We start from the raw sequence: 20,953 nt of genomic DNA on the forward strand, positions 1-20,953 counted from the left end.
TTTTATGAATTATCTAATTTGATTTTGAATTTTGATGGATTCTTGATGCAAAAGTTTGAAAATACCTTCAAGTAATTCTTCGGAAATTCCTAAATTTTTCCCCAAATTAATAGATTTTTCCATAATATCTTTCCATCTATTAGGTTGAAAAATTTCAATATCTGAAGCTTTTTTCAAAGTTCCTAATTTTTTGGAAATATTCATTCTTTCCGCTAAAAGTGAAATAATATTTTCATCCAATTCATCAATAAAAATCCTAAAAGAATCCAAATATTTTTGACTTTTTTGATCATATTTTTCGATATATGTTAATTCTTTTAACATCTTCAAAAGGTTTTCTGGTGTGATTTGTTGTTTAGCATCGCTCCAAGCACTATCAGGATCACAATGACTTTCTATCATTAACCCTTCACATTGAAAATGATAAGCTTTTTTCGCTATATCAAAAATTCCTTCTTTACTCCCACAAATATGTGAAGGATCACATAGAATAGGGATTCTAGGAAATTTTTTTCTAAAATTTAATAAAAGATTCCAATTAGGCTGATTACGATATTTTGAGTTTTTGTAGGTATAAAACCCACGATGTATAACTCCTAATTTTCTAATTCCTTTACTCAATAAACGTTCTAAAGCTCCTATCCATAATTCTATATCAGGATGAATAGGGTTTTTTACTAAAATGATTTGATTACGTTCTCCTTCCATAGCATCCGCTATTTCTTGAATCGTAAAAGGACTTGCCGTACTTCTAGCACCTATCCAAAGAATATCTATTCCAAAAGAAATGGCTAATTTAACATGTTCTGCATTGGCTATTTCTGTAGCTAACATTAATCCCGTATTTTTTTTTACCTTACTGAGCCATTCAAGTCCTTTTTTTCCAACGCCTTCGAAATTATTGGGTTTTGTTCTAGGTTTCCATATTCCAGCTCTAAATACTTGAACATAAGAAGAGTTCAATCTATTGGCTGTTTCTAATATTTGTTCTTCATTTTCTGCACTACAAGGTCCAGATATAATGAATGGTTGATTCCGTTTATCAATCCAAGATCTGTCTATACTATTATTCAATTTTTCCATCACAATACATTTAATTTACACATATTTTTTATCTTTTATTCTATCTTTTTATATCGTTTGCCTTTTTCATATATTGATTTATTTCATTATATTTTTTGTCTATCAAATGATTACGAAATTTATTTAAATGATCAATATACGAATCTATGGATTGAATCATATTCTCTCTATTTGAGATAAAAATAGGCAACCATGTTTCAGGCTTACTTTTCGCTAAACGTGTAGTTGAATCTAATCCACTTCCCATCATATTATTAAAAATCGTTTTTTCATTCTCAAATTTTTTTAAAACTGTATTAGCTAAAGCAAAAGAAATCACATGAGGTAAATGAGATATATAAGCAATATATAAATCATGTTCTTTAGAAGTCATATAAATCATACCCATATTCATAATAGAATAGATTTTTATGACGATAGACATTGCATCTGGAGAACTAAGTTCAGAATCACAAATAATACATGTTTTATTATTAAACAAACCAGAATAAGCTGAAAAAGGTCCAGAATTTTCAATTCCTGCAATCGGATGTGTTGCTACAAAACGATTTCTTTTAGGATGAGAGAAAATTCTATTACAAATATCATATTTAGTAGATCCAGTATCTAAAATGACTGTGTCTGTATTGATTCTATTCAGAATACTTGGAAGTATTTTTTCTATTCTATTTACGGGAATAGATAAAATAATCACTGAAGATTGTATAATAAGATCCTGAAAAGGAATTATCTCATCTACAATTCCAAGTTTGACAGCATGTAAAGCGTTTTCTTTATTAGAATCTGTTCCTATAAATTTATCACCAAAACTTGATTTTCTCAATCCTAAAGCAATGGATCCGCCAATCAATCCTAATCCTATTATTCCAATAATCATGAAAAAATTCTATTTTTTGCCTGTTCTAAAATTTCAATTGGACAACACATAGAAAATCTTATATATCCTTTACCATTATGCCCAAACACTCTACCAGGTGTAATAAATATGTGATACTTTTTGAGGATTTTTTCTGACCATATATGATCATTTTTATCTGCATCAGTTATTTTTGCCCAAACAAATATTCCAGAACTTTTTTTTGTATATTTTAAGTTTAAGCGATCACATATTTTCCATATAATTTTTCTTCGTTTAAAATATTCAACATTAAGATTTTCAATCCATTTTGAATCATGATTCATAGCTTCTATAGCTCCAATTTGTATGGGATAATACATACCAGAATCCATTTGACTTTTTATTTTCAATATATTCTGAATAAATTCTTTTTTTCCTACTATCATTCCAACACGCCATCCAGGCATATTGTAAGTCTTACTTAAAGTATTTAATTCCAAAGCTATATCCTTCGCTCCTTTCACATTAAAAATACTTAAAGGCCGTTTATGATTTAATATAACACTATAAGGATTATCGTGAACTAGTAACACATTTTTTTTCTTCGCAAAAAGAACAATTTCTTCTAATTTTTCAAAAGGAATTGTTGCCCCCGTAGGCATGTGAGGATAATTTATCCACATTATTTTTGCTTTTACCCCAGACAGATTTTCCAATCTAGGAATCCAATTTTTATCCTCATGAAGATCATAATAAATAATTTTTGCTTCCAAAAGTTTGGATACAGAAGAATAAGCAGGATACCCAGGATCAGGAATTAATACTTCATCGCCTTTATCTAAATAAGACATACTTATATGCATAATTCCTTCTTTAGATCCCATCAATGGTAAAATTTCATATTTATAATCAATATCAACTTGATATATTTTTTTATACCAATTAGAAATAGCATGACGTAACGGTTCTATTCCAATATAACTTTGATAAGTATTAGCGTATTTTAATTCTGAGGCTTTTTTCATTTTATCTACAACACCATATGGTGGAAGAAGATCAGGATTTCCAATCCCTAAATTAATGATTTTCAAACCATCTTTTTCAAGATTGCGAATTTCCTTCATTTTTTCGGAAAAGAAGTATTCCGATATTTTATGCATTCTTTTTGCTGATACAATCATTCGGTTTTCATTCCATTTTTATATTCTCCCATAATAGATAACTGATGAAGACAGGGATTTTTTTTAATTTTTTTTTTCATTTTTTCATAATCTTTTATATTGCTAAATATAATGTCTACATAAAATGAATATTCCCAAGGTCTTTGTATGATAGGAATGGATTGTATTTTCGTCATGTTAATTCCAAGACTAGATATAAGACTCAGTATCTGAGATAAACTTCCAGTAGTATGCAATATTTTGAATATTAATGAAGCTTTATTAAAAAAATAATCATTTTCTTGTTTAGAAGAATTTTTAATAATAAAAAATCTAGTAAAATTACTTGTAACAGTTTGTATATTCTTAGAAATGATATCCAAACCATATTCTTTAGCCGCATTTTCAGAAGCTATTGCAGCCAAACCTTTTTTTTTGCATATAGAAATATGTTGAGCAGCCGAAGCTGTATCTGAATATTCGGATATTTTTATATAAGGATGTGCATCTGTGAATGATTCACATTGTAAAATAGCCATAGGATGAGAATATATTTCTTTAATATCCTCTATGTTTTGTCCTGGGTAAGCCATGAGATGATGTTGTATAGGCATATATACTTCTCCCACTATTTTCAAATTGTACTCAGATAAAAGACTGTAATTCGTCAAAATTGTACCCGCTATGCTATTTTCTATAGCCATAACCCCAATATTTACATTAGATTTTGCAACAGAAACAGCTAATTCTCTAAAAGAAGAACATTCCATCAACTTATAATTACACCCTTCAAAATATCTAGAAACAGCTGCATGATGAAAACATCCTTTAATTCCTTGTATCGCTATTTTTTTCATGAAAAAGTAAAGAAAGATTGAATCGCTATTAATGAAAAGCGGAAAAAAATTTAAAGCAAATATAAAAAATTATTCTATTTTATTTAGGCAATTTTTTTAAATTTTTATCAATTGATATGGAATTGATAACAAAAAGATTAAAACAATTAACTTTATGTTTTTGTATTCTACTATTTTATTATGCAAAATAAAAAATCTTCTATAGGATGGAGAAATGAGAATCAGCATCCATCTCTTTCGGAAGTTTTTTCTTCCGTTTCTGTTCCTAAACAGAAAGGAATATGGAAAAAACTTTTTGCTTTTACAGGACCAGGATTATTAATTGCTGTAGGATACATGGATCCTGGAAATTGGGCTACAGACATTGCCGGAGGATCTAAATTTGGTTATATGCTTTTATCTGTTATTTTTATATCCAATTTTTTTGCTATTATTTTGCAACATTTAGCTTTAAAATTGGGAATTGTTTGTGAGAGAGATTTAGCACAAGCTTGTAGAGATCATTATCCACCCTATATTAATTTTATGCTATGGATTTTATGTGAAATCGCAATTGCTGCTTGTGATTTAGCAGAAATTATTGGTTCTGTATTAGCCTTAAAATTGCTTTTTGGTGTTCCTATGACATGGGGTGTATTTATTACAGTTATAGATGTTTTAATTATTTTATTTTTCCAATATAAAGGTTTTAGATATATTGAAAGTGTAGTAGCAGCTTTAATTTTTACAATTATAGTTTGTTTTAGTTTTGAAATTATTAGCTCAAAACCTGAAATTATTCCCATATTAAAAGGAATTGTACCCAATCCTGAAATTATTAGAAACTCGCATTCTTTCTACATATCTATAGGAATATTAGGAGCTACGGTAATGCCTCACAATCTTTATCTTCACTCAAGTATCATACAAACCAGAAATTACCCACGTACTATTGAAGGAAAAAAAATGGCTATAAAATATGCGACCATAGATAGCACTTTATCGTTATCCTTAGCATTTTTTATCAATGCAGCTATATTAATTGTATCTGCTGCTACTTTTCATAAAGCCGGACATACAGAAGTTGCAGACATTATGGATGCACATAAACTTTTAACTCCTCTATTAGGTTCCAGTTTAGCTGGAATTTTTTTTGCATTGGCTTTATTAGCATCAGGACAAAATTCAACGTTAACTGGAACTTTAGCTGGACAGATAGTAATGGAGGGGTTTCTAAATATAAAATTAAAACCCTGGATACGAAGATTAATCACGAGACTTATAGCTATTGTTCCAGCTATGATTGCTTCTATTGTTTATGGAGAAAAAGGAACAACTGAATTATTAATAATTAGTCAAATCATTTTATCAATACAACTAAGTTTTGCTATTGTTCCATTAGTTAATTTTACAGGAAATTATGAAAAAATGGGACCGTTTGTTAACGGAACTATTTTAAAGATAATATCTTGGGTTATTACAATTATTATTGTATTACTAAATTTATTTTTAATATATGACACTTTCTTAGGAAGAAGATAATACTTCAAAATTTAACGAAAACTCGCGTTTTCTATGTAATCTAATGGTTGCCTGATGTTTTCCTATTGTTTTAATGACTTTATTACCAGGTGTTCTAATAAATTTTTTATCTATACTGATCCCTTCTTTATTCAAAATTTTCATCAAATATTGATTATTAATTGAACCGAAAAGTTTTCCTCCTTTACCTACCTTAACAGGTATTTTTATAGTTAATTTTCTTAATTTATTTTCTATTTCTTTCGATTTTTCAATTAAAAAACTTTCTTTTTTAGAACGTTGTTTCAATATTTCATGAATATTTTTTACAGTTCCAGGTAACGCTAAAACAGCATATCCTTTAGGAATTAGATAATTCCTAGCATAACCAGGTTTTACATCGATTTCATCGTACTGAAATCCCAGATTTTCTATGTCTTTTTTGAGAATAATTTTCATTTTTTATTTTAAATCATCTGTAACAAAAGGTAAAAGACCAATCTGTCTGCATCTTTTAATAGCCGCATTTAACTTATTTTGATTTTTTTGTAAAGTACCTGTAATACGACGTGGTAAAATTTTCCCTTGCGCATTCAGAAATTTTATTAAAAATGTAGGATCTTTGTAATCTATATATTTAATATTTCTTTTTTTAAAAAAGCAATATTTTTTTTCTACTTTAGTTTCTATTTTAATAGGAGATAAATATCTTAATTCATTATCTACTGTTGCTTGTTTTGTATGTTTATGAGATTCCTCTAATAATAATATCATAATTCTTCATTTTTTTTTAACAGTTTTTTTCTTCTTATTTCAGCATATTCTATTCCATACTTGTTTAGTTTTACAGTTAAAAAACGTAATATACGTTCATCTTGTCTTAATTTCAATTCTAAATTAGAAACCCAATCAGATTCTAACAAAAATTCAAGTAAATGATAACAACCACTTTGTTTTTTTTGAATGGGATAAGCTAATTTTTTTAAACCCCAATGTTCCTGATGAATAATTTTTCCTTTTTTTTGTATGATATAATTTTCATATTCTTTTGCTGTTTCTTTTGCTTGATCATCAGATAATATAGGAGTTATTATTATAATATTTTCATAATGTTTAAGCATTGAATTTTTTTTACGAATAATGTAAATCTATATTTTTATGTTCTTTTTTCAAAAACATTCTAAATTTTTTCTTTGATTTGATTGATTAGTTTTTCGACACGTCGCATACTTTCTTCTTTTCCTAACATTTCCAAAATTATGAAAATATCAATTCCTTTTAAAGATCCCACTAAAGAAAAACGGAATAATTGCATGATTTGATGCTTATTTTTTATTGTTTTAAACAAACATCTCAAATTTATAGACGTAAATTGATTCAGATTTATATTACATAATAATATTTTTTTTGCATTTTCTAATTGAACAATGGTTTTTTCATTACAAATTTTTTTGAAAAAACTAGCTTCATAAAAACTAGGAGAAATAAAAAAATAAAAAGAATGTTCCCATATTTCATGAATAAAATGAATTCTATCCATTGTCAAATAGATTACTTTCCATAAGTAATTTTTTTTGAAAAAAATAGAATGCGTTTTTATTTTTTTTGAAAGAAATACAAATATTTCTTCCTGTTTTTTATTTAAATATTTTTTATTGAACCAATTCGCTTTTTTTATATTAAAATAAACACCAGATTTAGTTATTTTTTCTAAAGAAAATAAATTGATTAATTCTTGTAGAGAAAAAATTTCTCTTTTAATTCCAGGATTCCATCCTAATAAAGCTAACATATTCACAAACGCTTCTGGAAAATAACCTAATTCTCTATATCCTGGTATAACAACTTTAGTTTTTGGAATTTTCCATTGTATAGGATATATAGGAAAATTAAAACTATCTGTATTCCTTTTGCTAATCTTTCCTTTTCCATTATTTCTTAAAATCAAAGGCAAATGTGCAAAATTAGGAGGAGTCCAACCCAAAGCTCTATATAATAATACATGCAGAGACATAGATGGAAGCCATTCTTCTCCTCTGATAACGTGAGTTATTTTCATCAAGTAATCGTCTATTGTATTAGCTAAATGATAAGTAGCTACCCCATCGGATTTTAACAAAACTTTATCATCTAAATTATCTGTATCAACTATTATGTTACCACGTATTATATCATACATTTTCAATTTCTCTCCAGGTTCTATTTTAAATCGAATCACATAAGAACAAGATCGCAATTTATCATGCAATTGTTTTTCTGTCATAGTTAAAGAATTATTCAGATCCATTCTAATTTTAGAATTATAAGAAAAAATTAATCCACGATGATTATATTCTTTTCTTTTTTGATCTAGATCTATGTCAAAAGCATAATAAGCATTTCCTTTTTTTAATAATTTATTGACATATGTACGATAAACATCCAATCTTTTAGATTGATAATAAGGAAAATAATGGCCTCCATATCCTACGCCTTCATCCGGTTCTATGTTACACCATTTTAATGCTTCCAAAATATACGATTCAGAACTTTTTACAAATCTTTTTTGATCAGTATCTTCTATTCTAAGAATAAATGCTCCGTTATGTTTTTTAGCAAAAAGATAATTATATAATGCTGTTCTAATTCCACCTAAATGAAGTGGGCCTGTAGGACTAGGAGCAAAACGAACTCTTACAGAATCTAGTGACATAATTGATAAATATTATTTTCCAATGCAAAATTTTGAGAAAATATTTTTTAGTATATCTTCATTTGTTATTTCTCCTGTAATTACTCCTAAATATCGTAATACCTCTTTAATATATATTGATATTAAATCTACTGAAAATCCATTATTAAAAGCATGACGTGCCAATAATAGTTCTTTTAATGATAGTTTCAAAGCTTCATAATGTCTATATTGTGTTATCACTATTTTTTTTTCTTTTAATTTATCCAAAAAAAAAGTACTCAAAGCATTGAGTACCTTTTTAACTTCAAAAAAGTTCTTTGAAGAAATTTCAAAAAAATGAGGAAATTTTGACTTGAAATATTCAAAATTATGAACAGAAGATATATCTGATTTATTTGCTATGACAAAAATATTTTTTAATGGATATTCATTGTGAATATTTTGAATATCCATAATAATTTTTTTTTCTTCTTTCTTACTATTTGAAGAATCAAAAATGTATAATATGACTTGAGCCTCTTCCATTTTTTTCATAGTTTTTTTCATACCCATAGCTTCTATAGGATCTTTAGTTTTTCTGATTCCTGCTGTATCGAAAAAATGAAAAAGAATTCCATCTAAAATGATTTCTCCTTCCACATAATCTCTAGTTGTTCCTTCTATATGGGATACAATGGAACGATCTTCCTGAATTACCTGATTAAAAAAAGTAGACTTTCCTACATTTGTTTCTCCAATGATTGACACATAAATTCCTTTTTTTATAGCATTTCCTAATGAAAAAGATTCAATTAATTTTTTTAAAGTCTCTTCTAATTCTTGCAAAAAAGAAAAAAGTTCTGATCTTTTAGCAAAAACCACATCCTCTTCAGAAAAATCCAACTCCAATTCTAATAGAGATGCAAAATCCAATAATTTTTTTCTTAAATTCTTAATGGTATCAGATAACGATCCTTTGATATGATGTAAAGATATTTCATGACATACTTTATTTTCAGATCTGATCAAATCAGCTATAGCTTCAGCTTGTGATAAATCTATTTTTTTGTTTATAAAAGCACGAAATGTAAATTCTCCAGGACGAGACAGACGTATTCCTTTTCTAATGAGTAATTGCAAAATCTGTTGTTGAATATAATAAGATCCATGACAAGAAATCTCGATCATATTTTCTCCTGTATAAGAGAAAGGAGATTTAAAAATAGAAACTAAAACTTGATCTAAAAAATTATTATTTTCTGATACAATGTATCCTAAATGAATAGTATGTGTAGATTGTTTTTCTAGTTTTTTTCCAGGTTTAATAGAAATAAAAATATTTTCAACAATAGATATTGAATTTTTACCAGAAATACGAATAACAGAAATAGCACTATATCCAATAGGAGTAGCTAAAGAAACAATGGTGTCATCATTTAAATCGAACATAAAAAAACGAAAATATTTAATTTATTCATGTTACACACAAAATAAATATTTTTTAGAAATTCGCATCATTTTAATTTTTTCATATGGTATCTTTTTACAAATTTTACTGTGTTTTTAAAAACACTCTTAAAAATTTATATACAGAACCTAAGGAATTGGAAAGTTTATTTTTTATACTCACTACCTACATGTTTCAATGTGATAAAACAACTATTTTATTACAATTAAGTAGAAAAGAAAAAATAAGTTTTATTATTTATAACCAATTAATAAAAAAATTATGGGAATTAAAAAAGAATAGACCTATACAATATGTAATTGGTCAGACTTACTTTTTTGGAATGAAATTTATAGTTAATGAAAAAGTATTTATTCCAAGACCAGAAACAGAAGAACTTGTATACTGGATACTACAGGATCATAAAAATTTTATTCACAATAAACCCATACAAATATTTGATATTGGAACAGGAAGTGGATGTATTAGTATTACTTTAAAAAAAAAAAAACCTGAAATTTTACATGTTTATGCCATTGATTCTGATAAAGAAGCTCTTAATATAGCTTTTCAAAATGCGAGATTACATAATGTGAAAATTTCATTAAAGAATATAGATATATTGAAAGATAAAATAGATACATATCCAAAAATGGATAATAACTATGTAAATATTATTGTAAGTAATCCTCCTTATGTTAGATTATCTGAAAAAAAATTTTTACATCCAAATATTGTTCAATATGAACCTTATCAAGCTTTATTTGTTCCTGACGAAGATCCTTTGATTTTTTATAAGAAAATTTCTTTTTGGATTAAAAAAAAACTGACTGGAATCGTCTATGTTTATTTTGAAATAAATCAATTTATTTATTCAGATATCATTTATTTTTTAAAAAAAATAGGATTTTTAAATATAGAAATAAGAAAAGATTATCAAGGATTCTTCAGAATGGTTCGTGCGGTTTATTACAAAAAAAAATAATAAATAAAAAACAATATGGATAAAAAAAAAATAGAAAATAAAATATTTCAACTTAGAAAAGAGTTATCAAACTATAATGATCAATATTATAATTTGGATATTTCAGAAATATCAGATTATCATTTTGATAAAAAATTAAAACAATTATTTATTTTAGAAAACAAATATCCTGAATTACAAGATCTTAATTCTCCTACAATGAAAATAGGAGCAAAAATTCATAAAATAAACTACATCTCTTCTACTATTTCTCATAAATACAAAATGTATTCTATTCAAAATACCTATTCTAAAAAAGAATTAATGATTTGGAATAAAAAAATTAGTAAATCAGTTCATTCTTTATCTTTTATATGTGAACCTAAATATGATGGAGTATCCATTAATTTAATCTATCAAAACGGATTTTTAACAAATGCAGTATCTCGTGGGGATGGAGAAAAAGGAGAAGATGTGACAAAAAATATAAAAATAATAAAATATATTCCTTTCAAATTAAGAGGTAATAACTATCCTATATACCTTGAGATACGTGGAGAAATTTTTATTCCTATAAAAAATTTTTTAGAAATGAACAAAAAACGTATTAAAAATGGACAATTACCTTATGCCAATCCAAGGAATATAGCTAGTGGGTCACTCAAAACTCATAATCATCAAGAAATACGTAAAAGAAATTTATTTTGTATCGCATTTCATGTCGTAGGAAATAATTTACCTTTCGATACACAATATGAAGCCATAAAAAACATGAAATATTGGGGTTTTCAAGTTCCAGAAACAATACGTTTTTGCAGAAACATAAAAGAAGTATTCCATTTTATAGATTTTTGGAAAACCTATAAAAATAAACTATCCTATCAAACAGACGGAATAGTTATTAAAGTCAATGAATATCAAAAACAAAATCTTTTAGGATTTACCAATAAATATCCCCGTTGGGCTATTGCCTACAAGTTTAGACAAAAGTTATCTGAAACAAAATTATTAAATATTACGTTTCAGGTAGGACGTACGGGTATTATTACTCCTGTAGCCAATGTTATTCCTCTTTTCATTTCTGGAACCAGAATCAAAAGAGTTGCACTTTATAATGATAATTTTATAAAAAAAATGGGAATTCATTATGGAGATACACTTTTATTAGAAAAAGGAGGAGATATCATTCCAAAAGTTACAAAAATCAATATCAAAAAAAGATCAAATAAAACCTATCCTATATTTTTTTTAAAAAAATGTCCATCATGTAATAGTATTTTAACGAAAAAAAAAGAATTATTTTACTGTAATAATCAAAATTGTTCTTCTCAAAGAATAGAAAAAATAACACATTTTGTAAATGTTATGAATATAAAAAGAATTGGAAAAAAAATGATAAAAAAACTATACAAAAAAGGTTTTTTATATAATTTTTCTGATTTATATAAATTGAAAAAAGAAGAATTACTTCAAATTGATGGGGTAGGAAAAAAATTGGCATGTGTAATTTTAAGTAATATAGAGAAATCCAAAGAAAATTACTATTGTAAAGTGTTATTTTCCTTAGGAATTCCTCATGTAGGAGAATATATATCTAAAAAATTGTCAGACAATTTTTTAGATATATATTCTTTAATGCATACAAATTATAATCATTTAATTTCTATTCATGGTATAGGAAAAGAAATTGCGAAAAGCATTGTTAATTATTTTTCGATTACTGAACATCAGCATATAGTTAAAATACTTGTTAAGTATGGATTACATATTTCAAAATGCAAAATAATGAAAAAATATTCTTTTATTGAAGGAAAATCTTTTGTGTTTACAGGTAAATTATCTTGTATGACCCGTAATGAAGCCAAAAATATGGTAGAACTTCTAGGTGGAAAAGTATATAATACTGTTAATAATAAAATTAATTTTATAGTAGTTGGAAAAAATTTCGGTTCAAAATTAAAAAAAAGTATGAAAAAAAATCACATAAAAATTTTGAAAGAACATACTTTTTTGGAAATGATTCAATAAAGAAAAAAATAAAAATAAATCAATTTTTAACGATTATTCACAATTAATTTAAGCCCGTATAGATGATTTTGTTTTCATATAGAAAACAGTTATATTTAATTTGTAAGTGGATATTGATTCTTAGATTATAGATTATATATTATAAGTTATTGATTATTAATAAGTTAATTAAGTAAATATTAATTATATATTTAAGATAAGAATTCATTCATCATTTAAGTCAGAAATCTATTTTTTTTATGTTATTAAAAAATATATTTACAGAATCTGGATTCGAGTCTGAAGCTGAGTTTATACCATTAATGAGTCAAGATGAAGAAGATCAGCTACTTAAAGACGATATTCCTGAACAATTATGTATCTTAACAGTAAGAAATATGGTTTTGTATTCTGGAATTGTTTTTCCAATTATAGCAGGAAAAAGTGGATCCATACAATTATTACAAGATGCTTATAGATTAGATAAAACAGTTGGAGTATTAACGCAAAAAAATTCTGGAATAGAAAATCTTAGTGAAAAAGATTTGTACTCTATTGGTACGGTTGCTAAAATATTGAAATTATTAAAAATGCCTGATGGAAATACTACTGTTATTTTGCAGGGAAAAAGAAGATTTAAAGTCAATCGTTTTATTCAAAATGATCCATACTTTAAAGCGGAAATTATAGCGTTAGAAGAAAATAAACCTTCCTGTAAGGATAAAGAATATCTTGCTTTAGTAGAATCCATAAAGGAAATAGCTATAAAAATCATTCAGGATAACCCCAATATTCCATCAGAAGCAAGTATCGCTATTCGTAATATAGAAAGTCCTTCTTTTTTAATAAATTTTGTAGCAGCTAACATGAATTTAGACACTAGAGATAAACAAAAATTGTTAGAATACGATGATTTAAAAAAAAGAGCAATGGAAACATTACGTTTTCTCAATGTAGAACATCAACAAATCAAATTAAAAAACGATATTCAATCCCGCGTTCGTAGTGATATGGATCAACAACAAAGGGAATATTTTTTACACCAACAAATTAAAGCCATACAAGAAGAACTAGGAGATATTTCTTATGAAAAAGAAATAGATGAAATGCGTACTAAAGCTTCCAGAAAAAAATGGCCAAAGGAAGCAAAAAAACAGTTTGATCGGGAATTGATAAAAATGCAAAGAACAAATCCTCAAATGCCAGAATATACAGTACAAAGGAATTATTTGGAATTAATGATTGATCTTCCTTGGAATAGATATTCAAAAGACAATTTTGATTTAGAATATGCACAAAAAATATTAGATAGAGATCATTATGGATTGGAAAAAGTAAAAGAACGTATTATAGAATATTTAGCTGTATTAAAATTAAGAGGAGATATGCGTTCTCCTATTTTGTGTTTTTATGGTCCACCTGGAGTTGGAAAAACTTCTTTAGGAAGATCTATAGCTACTGCACTAAAAAGAAAATACGTTCGTATTTCTTTGGGAGGATTACATGACGAATCAGAAATACGTGGGCACAGAAGAACTTATATAGGAGCAATGCCTGGTAGGCTACTACAATCTATTCGGAAAGTAGGAACTTCAAATCCTGTTTTTGTTATAGATGAAATTGATAAAATGGGGATAGGAACAAATGGAGATCCCTCTTCTGCCATGTTGGAAGTTTTAGATCCTGAACAAAATACCTCTTTTTACGATAATTTTTTAGAAATGGGATATGATTTATCAAAAGTATTGTTTGTTGCTACAGCAAATTCTCTTTCCCATATTCAACCAGCTCTAATAGATAGGATGGAGGTTATAGAAATGAATGGATATACTGTAGAAGAAAAAACGAAAATTGTAAAAAAACATATTTTACCTAAACAACTGAAAGATAATGGTTTAAGAAAATCAGATTTAGTACTTGGTACAAAACAAATAGAAAAAGTTATTGAAAGTTATACAAGAGAATCTGGATTGAGAACTTTGGAAAAACATATTGCTAAATTAGCACGTTATGTAGCTAAACATATTGCTATGAAAAAAAAATATGTAAAACATTTGAGTATTGAAAAAATGGAAAATATTCTTGGTATACCCAATGATCCAGATCGTTATGAAGAAAATAACGTACCAGGTGTTGTTACTGGTTTAGCTTGGACTCATTTTGGTGGAGATATTTTATATATTGAATCCAGTTTATCTAAAGGTAAAGGTCACTTAAGTATTACTGGAAATTTAGGAGAGGTCATGAAAGAATCTGCAACAATTGCTTTGCAATATATAAAAGCTCATTACAAAGAATTTAACATAGATCCCATAATGTTTGAAAAAAAAAATGTACATGTTCACGTTCCTGAAGGAGCAGTTCCTAAAGATGGCCCATCGGCAGGAATAACAATGTTAACGTCTCTAGTATCAAGTTTTACTAAAAGAAAACTAAGATCTCATTTAGCAATGACAGGAGAAATAACTCTAAGAGGTAAGGTTTTGCCTGTTGGTGGAATTAAAGAAAAAATTCTAGCAGCTAAACGTGCTAATATTAAAGAAATTATTCTTTCGCAGGATAATAAAAAAGACGTAGAAGAAATTAAACCAGAACACTTAAAAGGACTAACCTTTGATTATGTTAGAAATATGAATGATGTGATTCATTTATCTTTATTATGATGTCCAAATTAGAATTAAAAAATAAAAGTTTTCCAATTAGAGAATATTTAATTCAACTTGCAAAAAAATATGGGACTCCACTTTACGTATACGATTCTTGCAAAATAAAGAAACAATATATAAAAATGAAAAATGCTTTTAGTGGTATAAAAAATTTTATCATTAATTATGCTTGTAAAGCTAATACAAATCTGAATATATTAAAATTTTTGCAAAACTTAGGAAGTGGGTTAGATACTGTATCTATTCAGGAAGTAGAACTAGGATTAAAAGCAGGTTTTCATCCTAAAAAAATTCTATTTACACCTAATTGTGTTTCTATTCAAGAAATAAAAAAGGCTGTTGATTTTGGAGTCAGAATCAATCTAGATAATCTGTCTATTTTAGAACAATTTGGAGAATATTACCCTGATTATGCTATAGGAGTCAGAATTAATCCGCATATTATGGCAGGAGGAAATTCTAAAATTTCAGTAGGACACATTGATTCTAAATTTGGAATTTCTTATTATCAAATTCCTCATATCAAAAGAATATTAAACAATACCGGACTTAAAATAGAAGGATTTCATATGCATACAGGATCAGATATATCAAATATCAAAGTTTTTCTATCAGGAGCAAAAATATTATTTCAAATAGCTATTGATTTTCCAAATCTTGATTATATTAATTTTGGAAGTGGTTTTAAAGTTCCATATAGAAAAAATGATTTAAAAACGGATCTTAATTCTTTAAGTTCCTCAATCACAAAAGAATTTTCAAATTTTTGTTCTAACTATGGGAATCAAATTACTTTGATTTTTGAACCAGGTAAATTTATAGTTAGTGAATCTGGATATTTTTTAGTTACTGTTAATGTTATTAAACATACTACTTCTACTGTATTTGCAGGAGTAAATTCAGGATTTAATCATTTTCTACGTCCTATGTTTTATGATGCTTATCACTGTATTGAAAATATTTCTAATCCCAATGGTCGTTTTCGTTTTTATACAGTTGTAGGATATATTTGCGAATCGGATACTTTTGGTTTAAATAGAAAAGTTAAAGAAATTCGTGAAGGAGATATATTGTGCATTAAAAATGCGGGAGCATACTGTTTTTCTATGTCTTCTAATTATAATTCTCGTTATAAACCTTCTGAAGTTATGATTTTTAAGGGAAAAGATTTTCTTATAAGAAAAAGAGAAACAATGCAAGATATATTAAGAAATATAATAGATATATATAATATGGAGAGATGGCAGAGTGGTTAATTGCGGCGGTCTTGAAAACCGTTGAGGTAACACACCTCCGGGGGTTCGAATCCCTCTCTCTCCGCTTATAATACAACGTGTATAAAATTTTGCGTAAATAATTAAATTTGTTCATATATTTTTTTTTAATTTTTGTATCTGTTTTTTAATACTTTCATTATTTATTTTTTTAAATAAAAATGTGATCTGTCCTAAGATATGTCCTGGACATAAAATTTCTTCCATATTTTTTATTTTGTTCCAAAAAAAAGTTTTCAAACGAAGCATATCTAACAATTTTTTTGCTGTATGTGGTAGAAAAGGTTCTGATAGTTGAGCTAACATACCAACAATTTGCATTGATACATAAAGTATAGTGTTGACACGTTGTTCTTTTTTTTTATTCCAAGGTTCTTCATCTGTTAAATATTTGTTTCCTAGTCTAGCTAAATCCATAAAACATGCTAAAGATTCTTTAAATTGATAGGATTCAATTAATTTACCTATATATTCTGGATAATTTTTGATCTTTTTTAAAATGTTTTTATCTTTTATAGATAACATTTCAGGATGAGGAATAACACCTTTATTGTGCTTTTGTGTTAAAGTTAGACTTCTATGTACAAAATTTCCTAATATAGAAACCAATTCAGTATTATTTTTTCTTTGAAAATCTTTCCAATTGAAATTATGATCTTTTCTGTCAGGCATATTAGCTATAAGAATATAACGAAGGGTATCCTGTTGATTGGGAAAATCTTTTAAATATTCATGAACCCATACAGCCCAATTTTTAGAAGTAGATATTTTCTTGTTTTCCAAATGAAGAAATTCATTAGCCAATATTTGATCTGGAAGGATATATCTACTATTATATGCTTTCAATATAACTGGAAAAATAATACAATGGAAAACAATATTATCTTTTCCTATAAACTGAATTAATTTGGTTTTTTTATCTTTCCAATAAGGTCTCCAATCTATTTTTGTTTGTCTAGCCCACTCTATAGTAGAAGAGATATATCCTATAGGAGCTTCAAACCATACATAGAGAACTTTTTCTTTATGTTTTGGAACATGAACTCCCCAATTCAAATCTCTTGTTATAGCACGAGGTTTTAATCCTTGATCTAACCAAGATTTTGCTTGTCCATAAACATTCACTTTCCAATCTTTTTTATGATTAATCAAAATCCACTTTTCCAAGAATTTTTGATATTGATTTAAAGGAATATACCAATGTTTAGTTTTTTTTAAAGTTGGAGAACTTCCACTTATGGTTGATTTTGGATGTATTAAATCTTCAGGTGTAATCGATCTTCCACAATTTTCGCATTGATCTCCATAAGCTTCTTTATTTTTGCAATGGGGGCATGTCCCAGACATATATCTATCAGCTAAAAATTGTTTAAATTTTGGATCATAATATTGTTCAGATACTTTTTCAAAAATCTTTTTTTTTTCACTAAGTTTTTTAAAAAAAGAAGTAGAAATTTTGTGATGAATTTTTGAAGAGGTCCTGGAATAGTGGTCAAACTGTATACCAAAATTGTTAAAACAATCTTTAATCATGTAATGATATTTATTTACTATTTCTTGAGGAGTTTTTTTTTCTTTTCTTGCTTGTATAGCTATAGGAGCTCCATGTTCATCTGACCCACATATAAAAATAACATCTGTTTTTGTTCGTCTAAGATAACGAACAAAAATATCTGCAGGTAAATAAACTCCTGCCAAATGTCCTATATGAATTGGTCCATTTGCATAAGGTAATGCCGCAGTAACTGTATATTTATTTGATTTTTTCATAATATAACAAGTATAAAATTGATATATGAATAATAATAAAAAATTATTTTTAATTGATGCATACCCTCTCATTTATCAGAGTTATTATGCTTATAGACACAATCATCTTTTCACTTCTACAAGACTAAATACTTCTCCTATCGTAAATTTTACATATTTTTTAATAAATATATTAAATAATGAAAAACCATCTTATATGGCTATTATTTTTGATCCCAGTATAGGGATTTCTTTTAGAAAAAAAGAATATGACAATTATAAAGCGCATAGAACAAAGACACCAGAAGCTATTTACATGGCTATTCCTTATATTATAAAAATTTTAAAAACTTTTCAAATTTCTTTTTTTTATGCTCCAAATGGATATGAGGCAGATGATTTTATCGGAACAATCGCTAAAGAAGCAGAAAATAAAGGATATATCATATATATAATCACTTTAGATAAAGATTTTTTTCAATTGATTACAGAAAATATTAAAGTTTATATACCACCTTTTAAAGGAAAAAAAAAAAAAATATTGGGAATTGAAGAAATAAAAAAAAAATTTGGAGTGAATCATCCAAAACAAATTATAGATTTATGGAGTATGATGGGGGATCCTTCTGACAATATACCAGGATTACCAGGAATTGGAATAAAAAATGCCATAAAATTTATTCAAAAATATGGAAGTATTGAGAAATTATTAAATTCGACTCATGATTTAAATGGAAAAATTAAAAAAAATATCGAAAAAAATAAAAAATTAGGTATTCTATCAAAAAAATTAATTACTATTGTTACTAATATTCCTTCTTTTTCTTTTCATGAAGAAAAATTTTATATCAAAAAACCAAATTGGTGTTCCATAAAAAAAATATTCCAAGAACTGGAATTTATAAAATTGTTAAAAAAAGCTCATGAATATTATAAATTTAAAATAAAAGAATAATTTTATTTTTTTATATAAAATTTATGTTTATTCATATAATCCCAAACTTCTGCATGAAGCATAGGTTTCATATTTTTTCCTTTTTGAATAGATTTTCGGATAAAAGAAGAAGATATTTCAATGATTGGAGCTTCCAAAAAAATTATATTACCCTTTTCGGATTTAAAAATAGTGTGATAAAAAGATCCAATTCTAGGATAAACTAAAATATCATATTTATTTAAAATAAATTTATAATTCTTCCATTTTCTTAAAGAAAAAAATGAGTCCTTTCCTAAAAGGATAGAAAATTGATTTCTAGGATATTTTTTTTCTATATTGTGAAGTGTATGAATTGTATAAGAAGGAATATATCCATATTCAATATCCAAAACACTCATCTTTTCATAATCATAAACAGCTTTTCGAACCATTTCTATTCTATGTTTATAATCTAAAAGATTCTTTTTTTTTTTAATGGATTTTGAGGGGATACTATAAACCATACATTGTCTATATCTAAAAATTCCGTTATATGATTAGCAATAATTGTATGTCCTAAATGAATAGGATTGAATGATCCAAAATAAAGTCCTATTTTCATGTTGACCAATCAAAATAAAAAAATACCGAGCCTACATGACTGCCGTCTCGATATTTTTTATGATTATTTTTTTAAATCATTTTAATACGATAATTCAATCCTAAAACGATAAAATAATTATTTTCATTTTTCTCTTTCATTTTAGGGAACCTGTAATTTATTATTTGATTTCGACATGAAAAATAAAAACTAAGATCATCATTTTTATTTTTTTTTATGGTAGGAACAAATTCTATTCCTCCATAATATACATATTCTCTTTTAAATAATTCATTTTCTCCCACAAATTCATTAAAAACTGCATCCTTAGAGAAACCCTTCTCATATACTCCTTCAGCAATAAAATTCCATTTTGGAAGAAAGTTGTATTTTAGTTTTACAAAATAAGTTCCATATTTTGCAGAAATAAAATATTTATCATCACTGATGGATTGTATTTGTTTTGTTACATTCATATTTTTTTCTAGATCTTCATTGCTAAGTATATATTCTGCTTCTATGGTAACGGGTTTCCAATTTAATTTACTACCTAAAACTAGTAGTTTCCAATATTTTCCCTTCTCTTTTTGTTGAAAAATAGCATAGGAACATTTATTTTGTATCACTTGATTTAAATTCCAATTCCAAATCATGGAATATCCCATAGGTTTTTTCACTTCAGAAATAATATGTTCATTATCATCATATTCCGTTTTTTTATTCACAACATCATTAACTATTTGCAATTGGAACTCATGATCTTTTATAGGAAAATAAAGAAAACTGAATCCAAAAGCATTTCCATTATTTTTATGTACATTATTAATATGTTCTACTTTACTAAAAGTAAGAGGTTGTTTTCCAAACAAAAAATAAGATTTATCGTTCCACTTGTATTTTAAATAAGCTAAATCAACTATTTCAGGATTTTTTATTGTATTTTTGAATGTTTTGACAAAATGATAACTGATTTTATCAGTAGCTTTTCCTATCAATTCCAAATTGAATTTATCTTCAGAAAAACAAGATTCTTCAATAAATTCTTTTCTGGATATGGATTTGATACTACCAGAAAAATCTAAAAATATATGAAAATGAGGATTTTCATCCGTTGTTTTTTTTTGATTTATGATTTTTGCAAAACTATGAAAAGGATAAAAAAATCCTAAAAAAAGAACAAGGAAAATAATTTTTGTTTTTCTCATTTTTTTAATTTTATTGTTCAATGACATTAATAT

General features: G+C 26.5%; 19 protein-coding genes and 1 tRNA gene. 7 read left to right on the plus strand and 13 right to left on the minus strand.

The window, feature by feature from the left end:
* Positions 1-9: 9 nt before the first annotated feature.
* From H0H44_RS01480 to H0H44_RS01495, 4 genes are read right to left on the minus strand one after another with little or no spacing between them, the layout of a single operon-like run.
* A complete protein-coding gene (locus H0H44_RS01480) occupies positions 10-1,083 on the minus strand; it encodes a bifunctional 3-deoxy-7-phosphoheptulonate synthase/chorismate mutase type II (RefSeq protein WP_185871910.1) in 1,074 nt (357 codons plus the stop codon).
* Between the two features lie 40 nt (positions 1,084-1,123).
* The gene (locus H0H44_RS01485; RefSeq protein ID WP_185871911.1) at positions 1,124-1,960 is read right to left on the minus strand and encodes a prephenate dehydrogenase; all 837 of its coding nucleotides are present in this window, start codon (positions 1,958-1,960) and stop codon (positions 1,124-1,126) included.
* Positions 1,957-3,102, minus strand: a complete 1,146-nt coding sequence (locus H0H44_RS01490) for a pyridoxal phosphate-dependent aminotransferase (protein ID WP_185871912.1) — start codon at positions 3,100-3,102, stop codon at positions 1,957-1,959. Before H0H44_RS01490 ends, H0H44_RS01485 begins: the two co-directional genes overlap by 4 nt.
* On the minus strand, positions 3,099-3,938 hold the full coding sequence (locus H0H44_RS01495; protein ID WP_185871913.1) for a prephenate dehydratase: 840 nt from the start codon (positions 3,936-3,938) through the stop codon (positions 3,099-3,101). The genes H0H44_RS01490 and H0H44_RS01495 overlap by 4 nt, the downstream gene beginning before the upstream one ends.
* A 180-nt stretch (positions 3,939-4,118) precedes the next feature.
* On the opposite strand from H0H44_RS01495, the gene H0H44_RS01500 reads away from it, so the two are divergent.
* Positions 4,119-5,459: an Nramp family divalent metal transporter gene (locus H0H44_RS01500; protein ID WP_185871914.1), complete on the plus strand. Its 1,341-nt coding sequence runs from the start codon at positions 4,119-4,121 to the stop codon at positions 5,457-5,459.
* Here the strand turns inward: H0H44_RS01500 and rplI are convergent.
* The 5 genes from rplI to mnmE are packed head-to-tail and all read right to left on the minus strand — an operon-like array spanning position 5,445 to position 9,540.
* Positions 5,445-5,897, minus strand: coding sequence for a 50S ribosomal protein L9 (rplI, locus tag H0H44_RS01505; RefSeq protein ID WP_185871389.1), 453 nt, complete (start codon positions 5,895-5,897; stop codon positions 5,445-5,447). The genes H0H44_RS01500 and rplI overlap by 15 nt on opposite strands.
* A 3-nt stretch (positions 5,898-5,900) precedes the next feature.
* The gene (gene rpsR, locus H0H44_RS01510) at positions 5,901-6,212 is read right to left on the minus strand and encodes a 30S ribosomal protein S18 (RefSeq protein WP_185871390.1); all 312 of its coding nucleotides are present in this window, start codon (positions 6,210-6,212) and stop codon (positions 5,901-5,903) included.
* Entirely contained in the window at positions 6,209-6,559 is a 351-nt protein-coding gene (gene rpsF / locus H0H44_RS01515) for a 30S ribosomal protein S6 (RefSeq protein ID WP_185871391.1), read from the minus strand. The genes rpsR and rpsF overlap by 4 nt, the downstream gene beginning before the upstream one ends.
* A 59-nt stretch (positions 6,560-6,618) precedes the next feature.
* Complete coding sequence (gene gltX / locus H0H44_RS01520) at positions 6,619-8,130, minus strand: glutamate--tRNA ligase (RefSeq protein ID WP_185871392.1); 1,512 nt, start codon at positions 8,128-8,130, stop codon at positions 6,619-6,621.
* A gap of 12 nt (positions 8,131-8,142) precedes the next feature.
* Positions 8,143-9,540, minus strand: a complete 1,398-nt coding sequence (gene mnmE / locus H0H44_RS01525) for a tRNA uridine-5-carboxymethylaminomethyl(34) synthesis GTPase MnmE (RefSeq protein ID WP_185871393.1) — start codon at positions 9,538-9,540, stop codon at positions 8,143-8,145.
* A gap of 155 nt (positions 9,541-9,695) precedes the next feature.
* Here mnmE and H0H44_RS01530 point away from each other — a divergent pair, with 155 nt between their 5' ends.
* The 5 genes from H0H44_RS01530 (at position 9,696) to H0H44_RS01550 (ending at position 16,495) form a co-directional block, all read left to right on the plus strand.
* Positions 9,696-10,523: a N5-glutamine methyltransferase family protein gene (locus tag H0H44_RS01530; RefSeq protein WP_317168622.1), complete on the plus strand. Its 828-nt coding sequence runs from the start codon at positions 9,696-9,698 to the stop codon at positions 10,521-10,523.
* A gap of 15 nt (positions 10,524-10,538) precedes the next feature.
* Positions 10,539-12,530: an NAD-dependent DNA ligase LigA gene (gene ligA / locus H0H44_RS01535; protein ID WP_185871395.1), complete on the plus strand. Its 1,992-nt coding sequence runs from the start codon at positions 10,539-10,541 to the stop codon at positions 12,528-12,530.
* Positions 12,531-12,769: 239 nt separating this feature from the next.
* On the plus strand, positions 12,770-15,172 hold the full coding sequence (gene lon / locus H0H44_RS01540; RefSeq protein WP_185871396.1) for an endopeptidase La: 2,403 nt from the start codon (positions 12,770-12,772) through the stop codon (positions 15,170-15,172).
* Entirely contained in the window at positions 15,169-16,431 is a 1,263-nt protein-coding gene (lysA, locus tag H0H44_RS01545) for a diaminopimelate decarboxylase (protein ID WP_185871397.1), read from the plus strand. The genes lon and lysA overlap by 4 nt, the downstream gene beginning before the upstream one ends.
* A tRNA-Ser gene (locus H0H44_RS01550) sits at positions 16,410-16,495 on the plus strand. The genes lysA and H0H44_RS01550 overlap by 22 nt, the downstream gene beginning before the upstream one ends.
* A gap of 47 nt (positions 16,496-16,542) precedes the next feature.
* Here H0H44_RS01550 and metG read toward each other — a convergent pair.
* On the minus strand, positions 16,543-18,219 hold the full coding sequence (gene metG / locus H0H44_RS01555; protein WP_185871398.1) for a methionine--tRNA ligase: 1,677 nt from the start codon (positions 18,217-18,219) through the stop codon (positions 16,543-16,545).
* A 25-nt stretch (positions 18,220-18,244) separates the two neighbouring features.
* Between metG and H0H44_RS01560 the strand changes: the two genes are divergently transcribed.
* Positions 18,245-19,153, plus strand: a complete 909-nt coding sequence (locus H0H44_RS01560; protein WP_185871399.1) for a 5'-3' exonuclease — start codon at positions 18,245-18,247, stop codon at positions 19,151-19,153.
* 2 nt (positions 19,154-19,155) lie between these two features.
* On the opposite strand, the gene H0H44_RS01565 is transcribed toward H0H44_RS01560, so the two are convergent.
* The 3 genes from H0H44_RS01565 to H0H44_RS01570 all read right to left on the minus strand — a co-directional run bounded on the left by H0H44_RS01565 (position 19,156) and on the right by H0H44_RS01570 (position 20,920).
* The gene (locus tag H0H44_RS01565; protein WP_317168623.1) at positions 19,156-19,638 is read right to left on the minus strand and encodes a nicotinate-nicotinamide nucleotide adenylyltransferase; all 483 of its coding nucleotides are present in this window, start codon (positions 19,636-19,638) and stop codon (positions 19,156-19,158) included.
* Positions 19,587-19,736, minus strand: a complete 150-nt coding sequence (locus H0H44_RS03105) for a nicotinate-nicotinamide nucleotide adenylyltransferase (protein WP_317168624.1) — start codon at positions 19,734-19,736, stop codon at positions 19,587-19,589. The genes H0H44_RS01565 and H0H44_RS03105 overlap by 52 nt, the downstream gene beginning before the upstream one ends.
* Positions 19,737-19,807: 71 nt before the next feature.
* On the minus strand, positions 19,808-20,920 hold the full coding sequence (locus tag H0H44_RS01570; protein ID WP_185871400.1) for a porin: 1,113 nt from the start codon (positions 20,918-20,920) through the stop codon (positions 19,808-19,810).
* Positions 20,921-20,953 lie beyond the last annotated feature (33 nt).

The sequence above is a fragment of the Blattabacterium cuenoti genome, from assembly GCF_014252115.1.
In the GTDB taxonomy this organism is placed as follows: Bacteria; Bacteroidota; Bacteroidia; order Flavobacteriales; family Blattabacteriaceae; genus Blattabacterium; species Blattabacterium cuenoti_AK.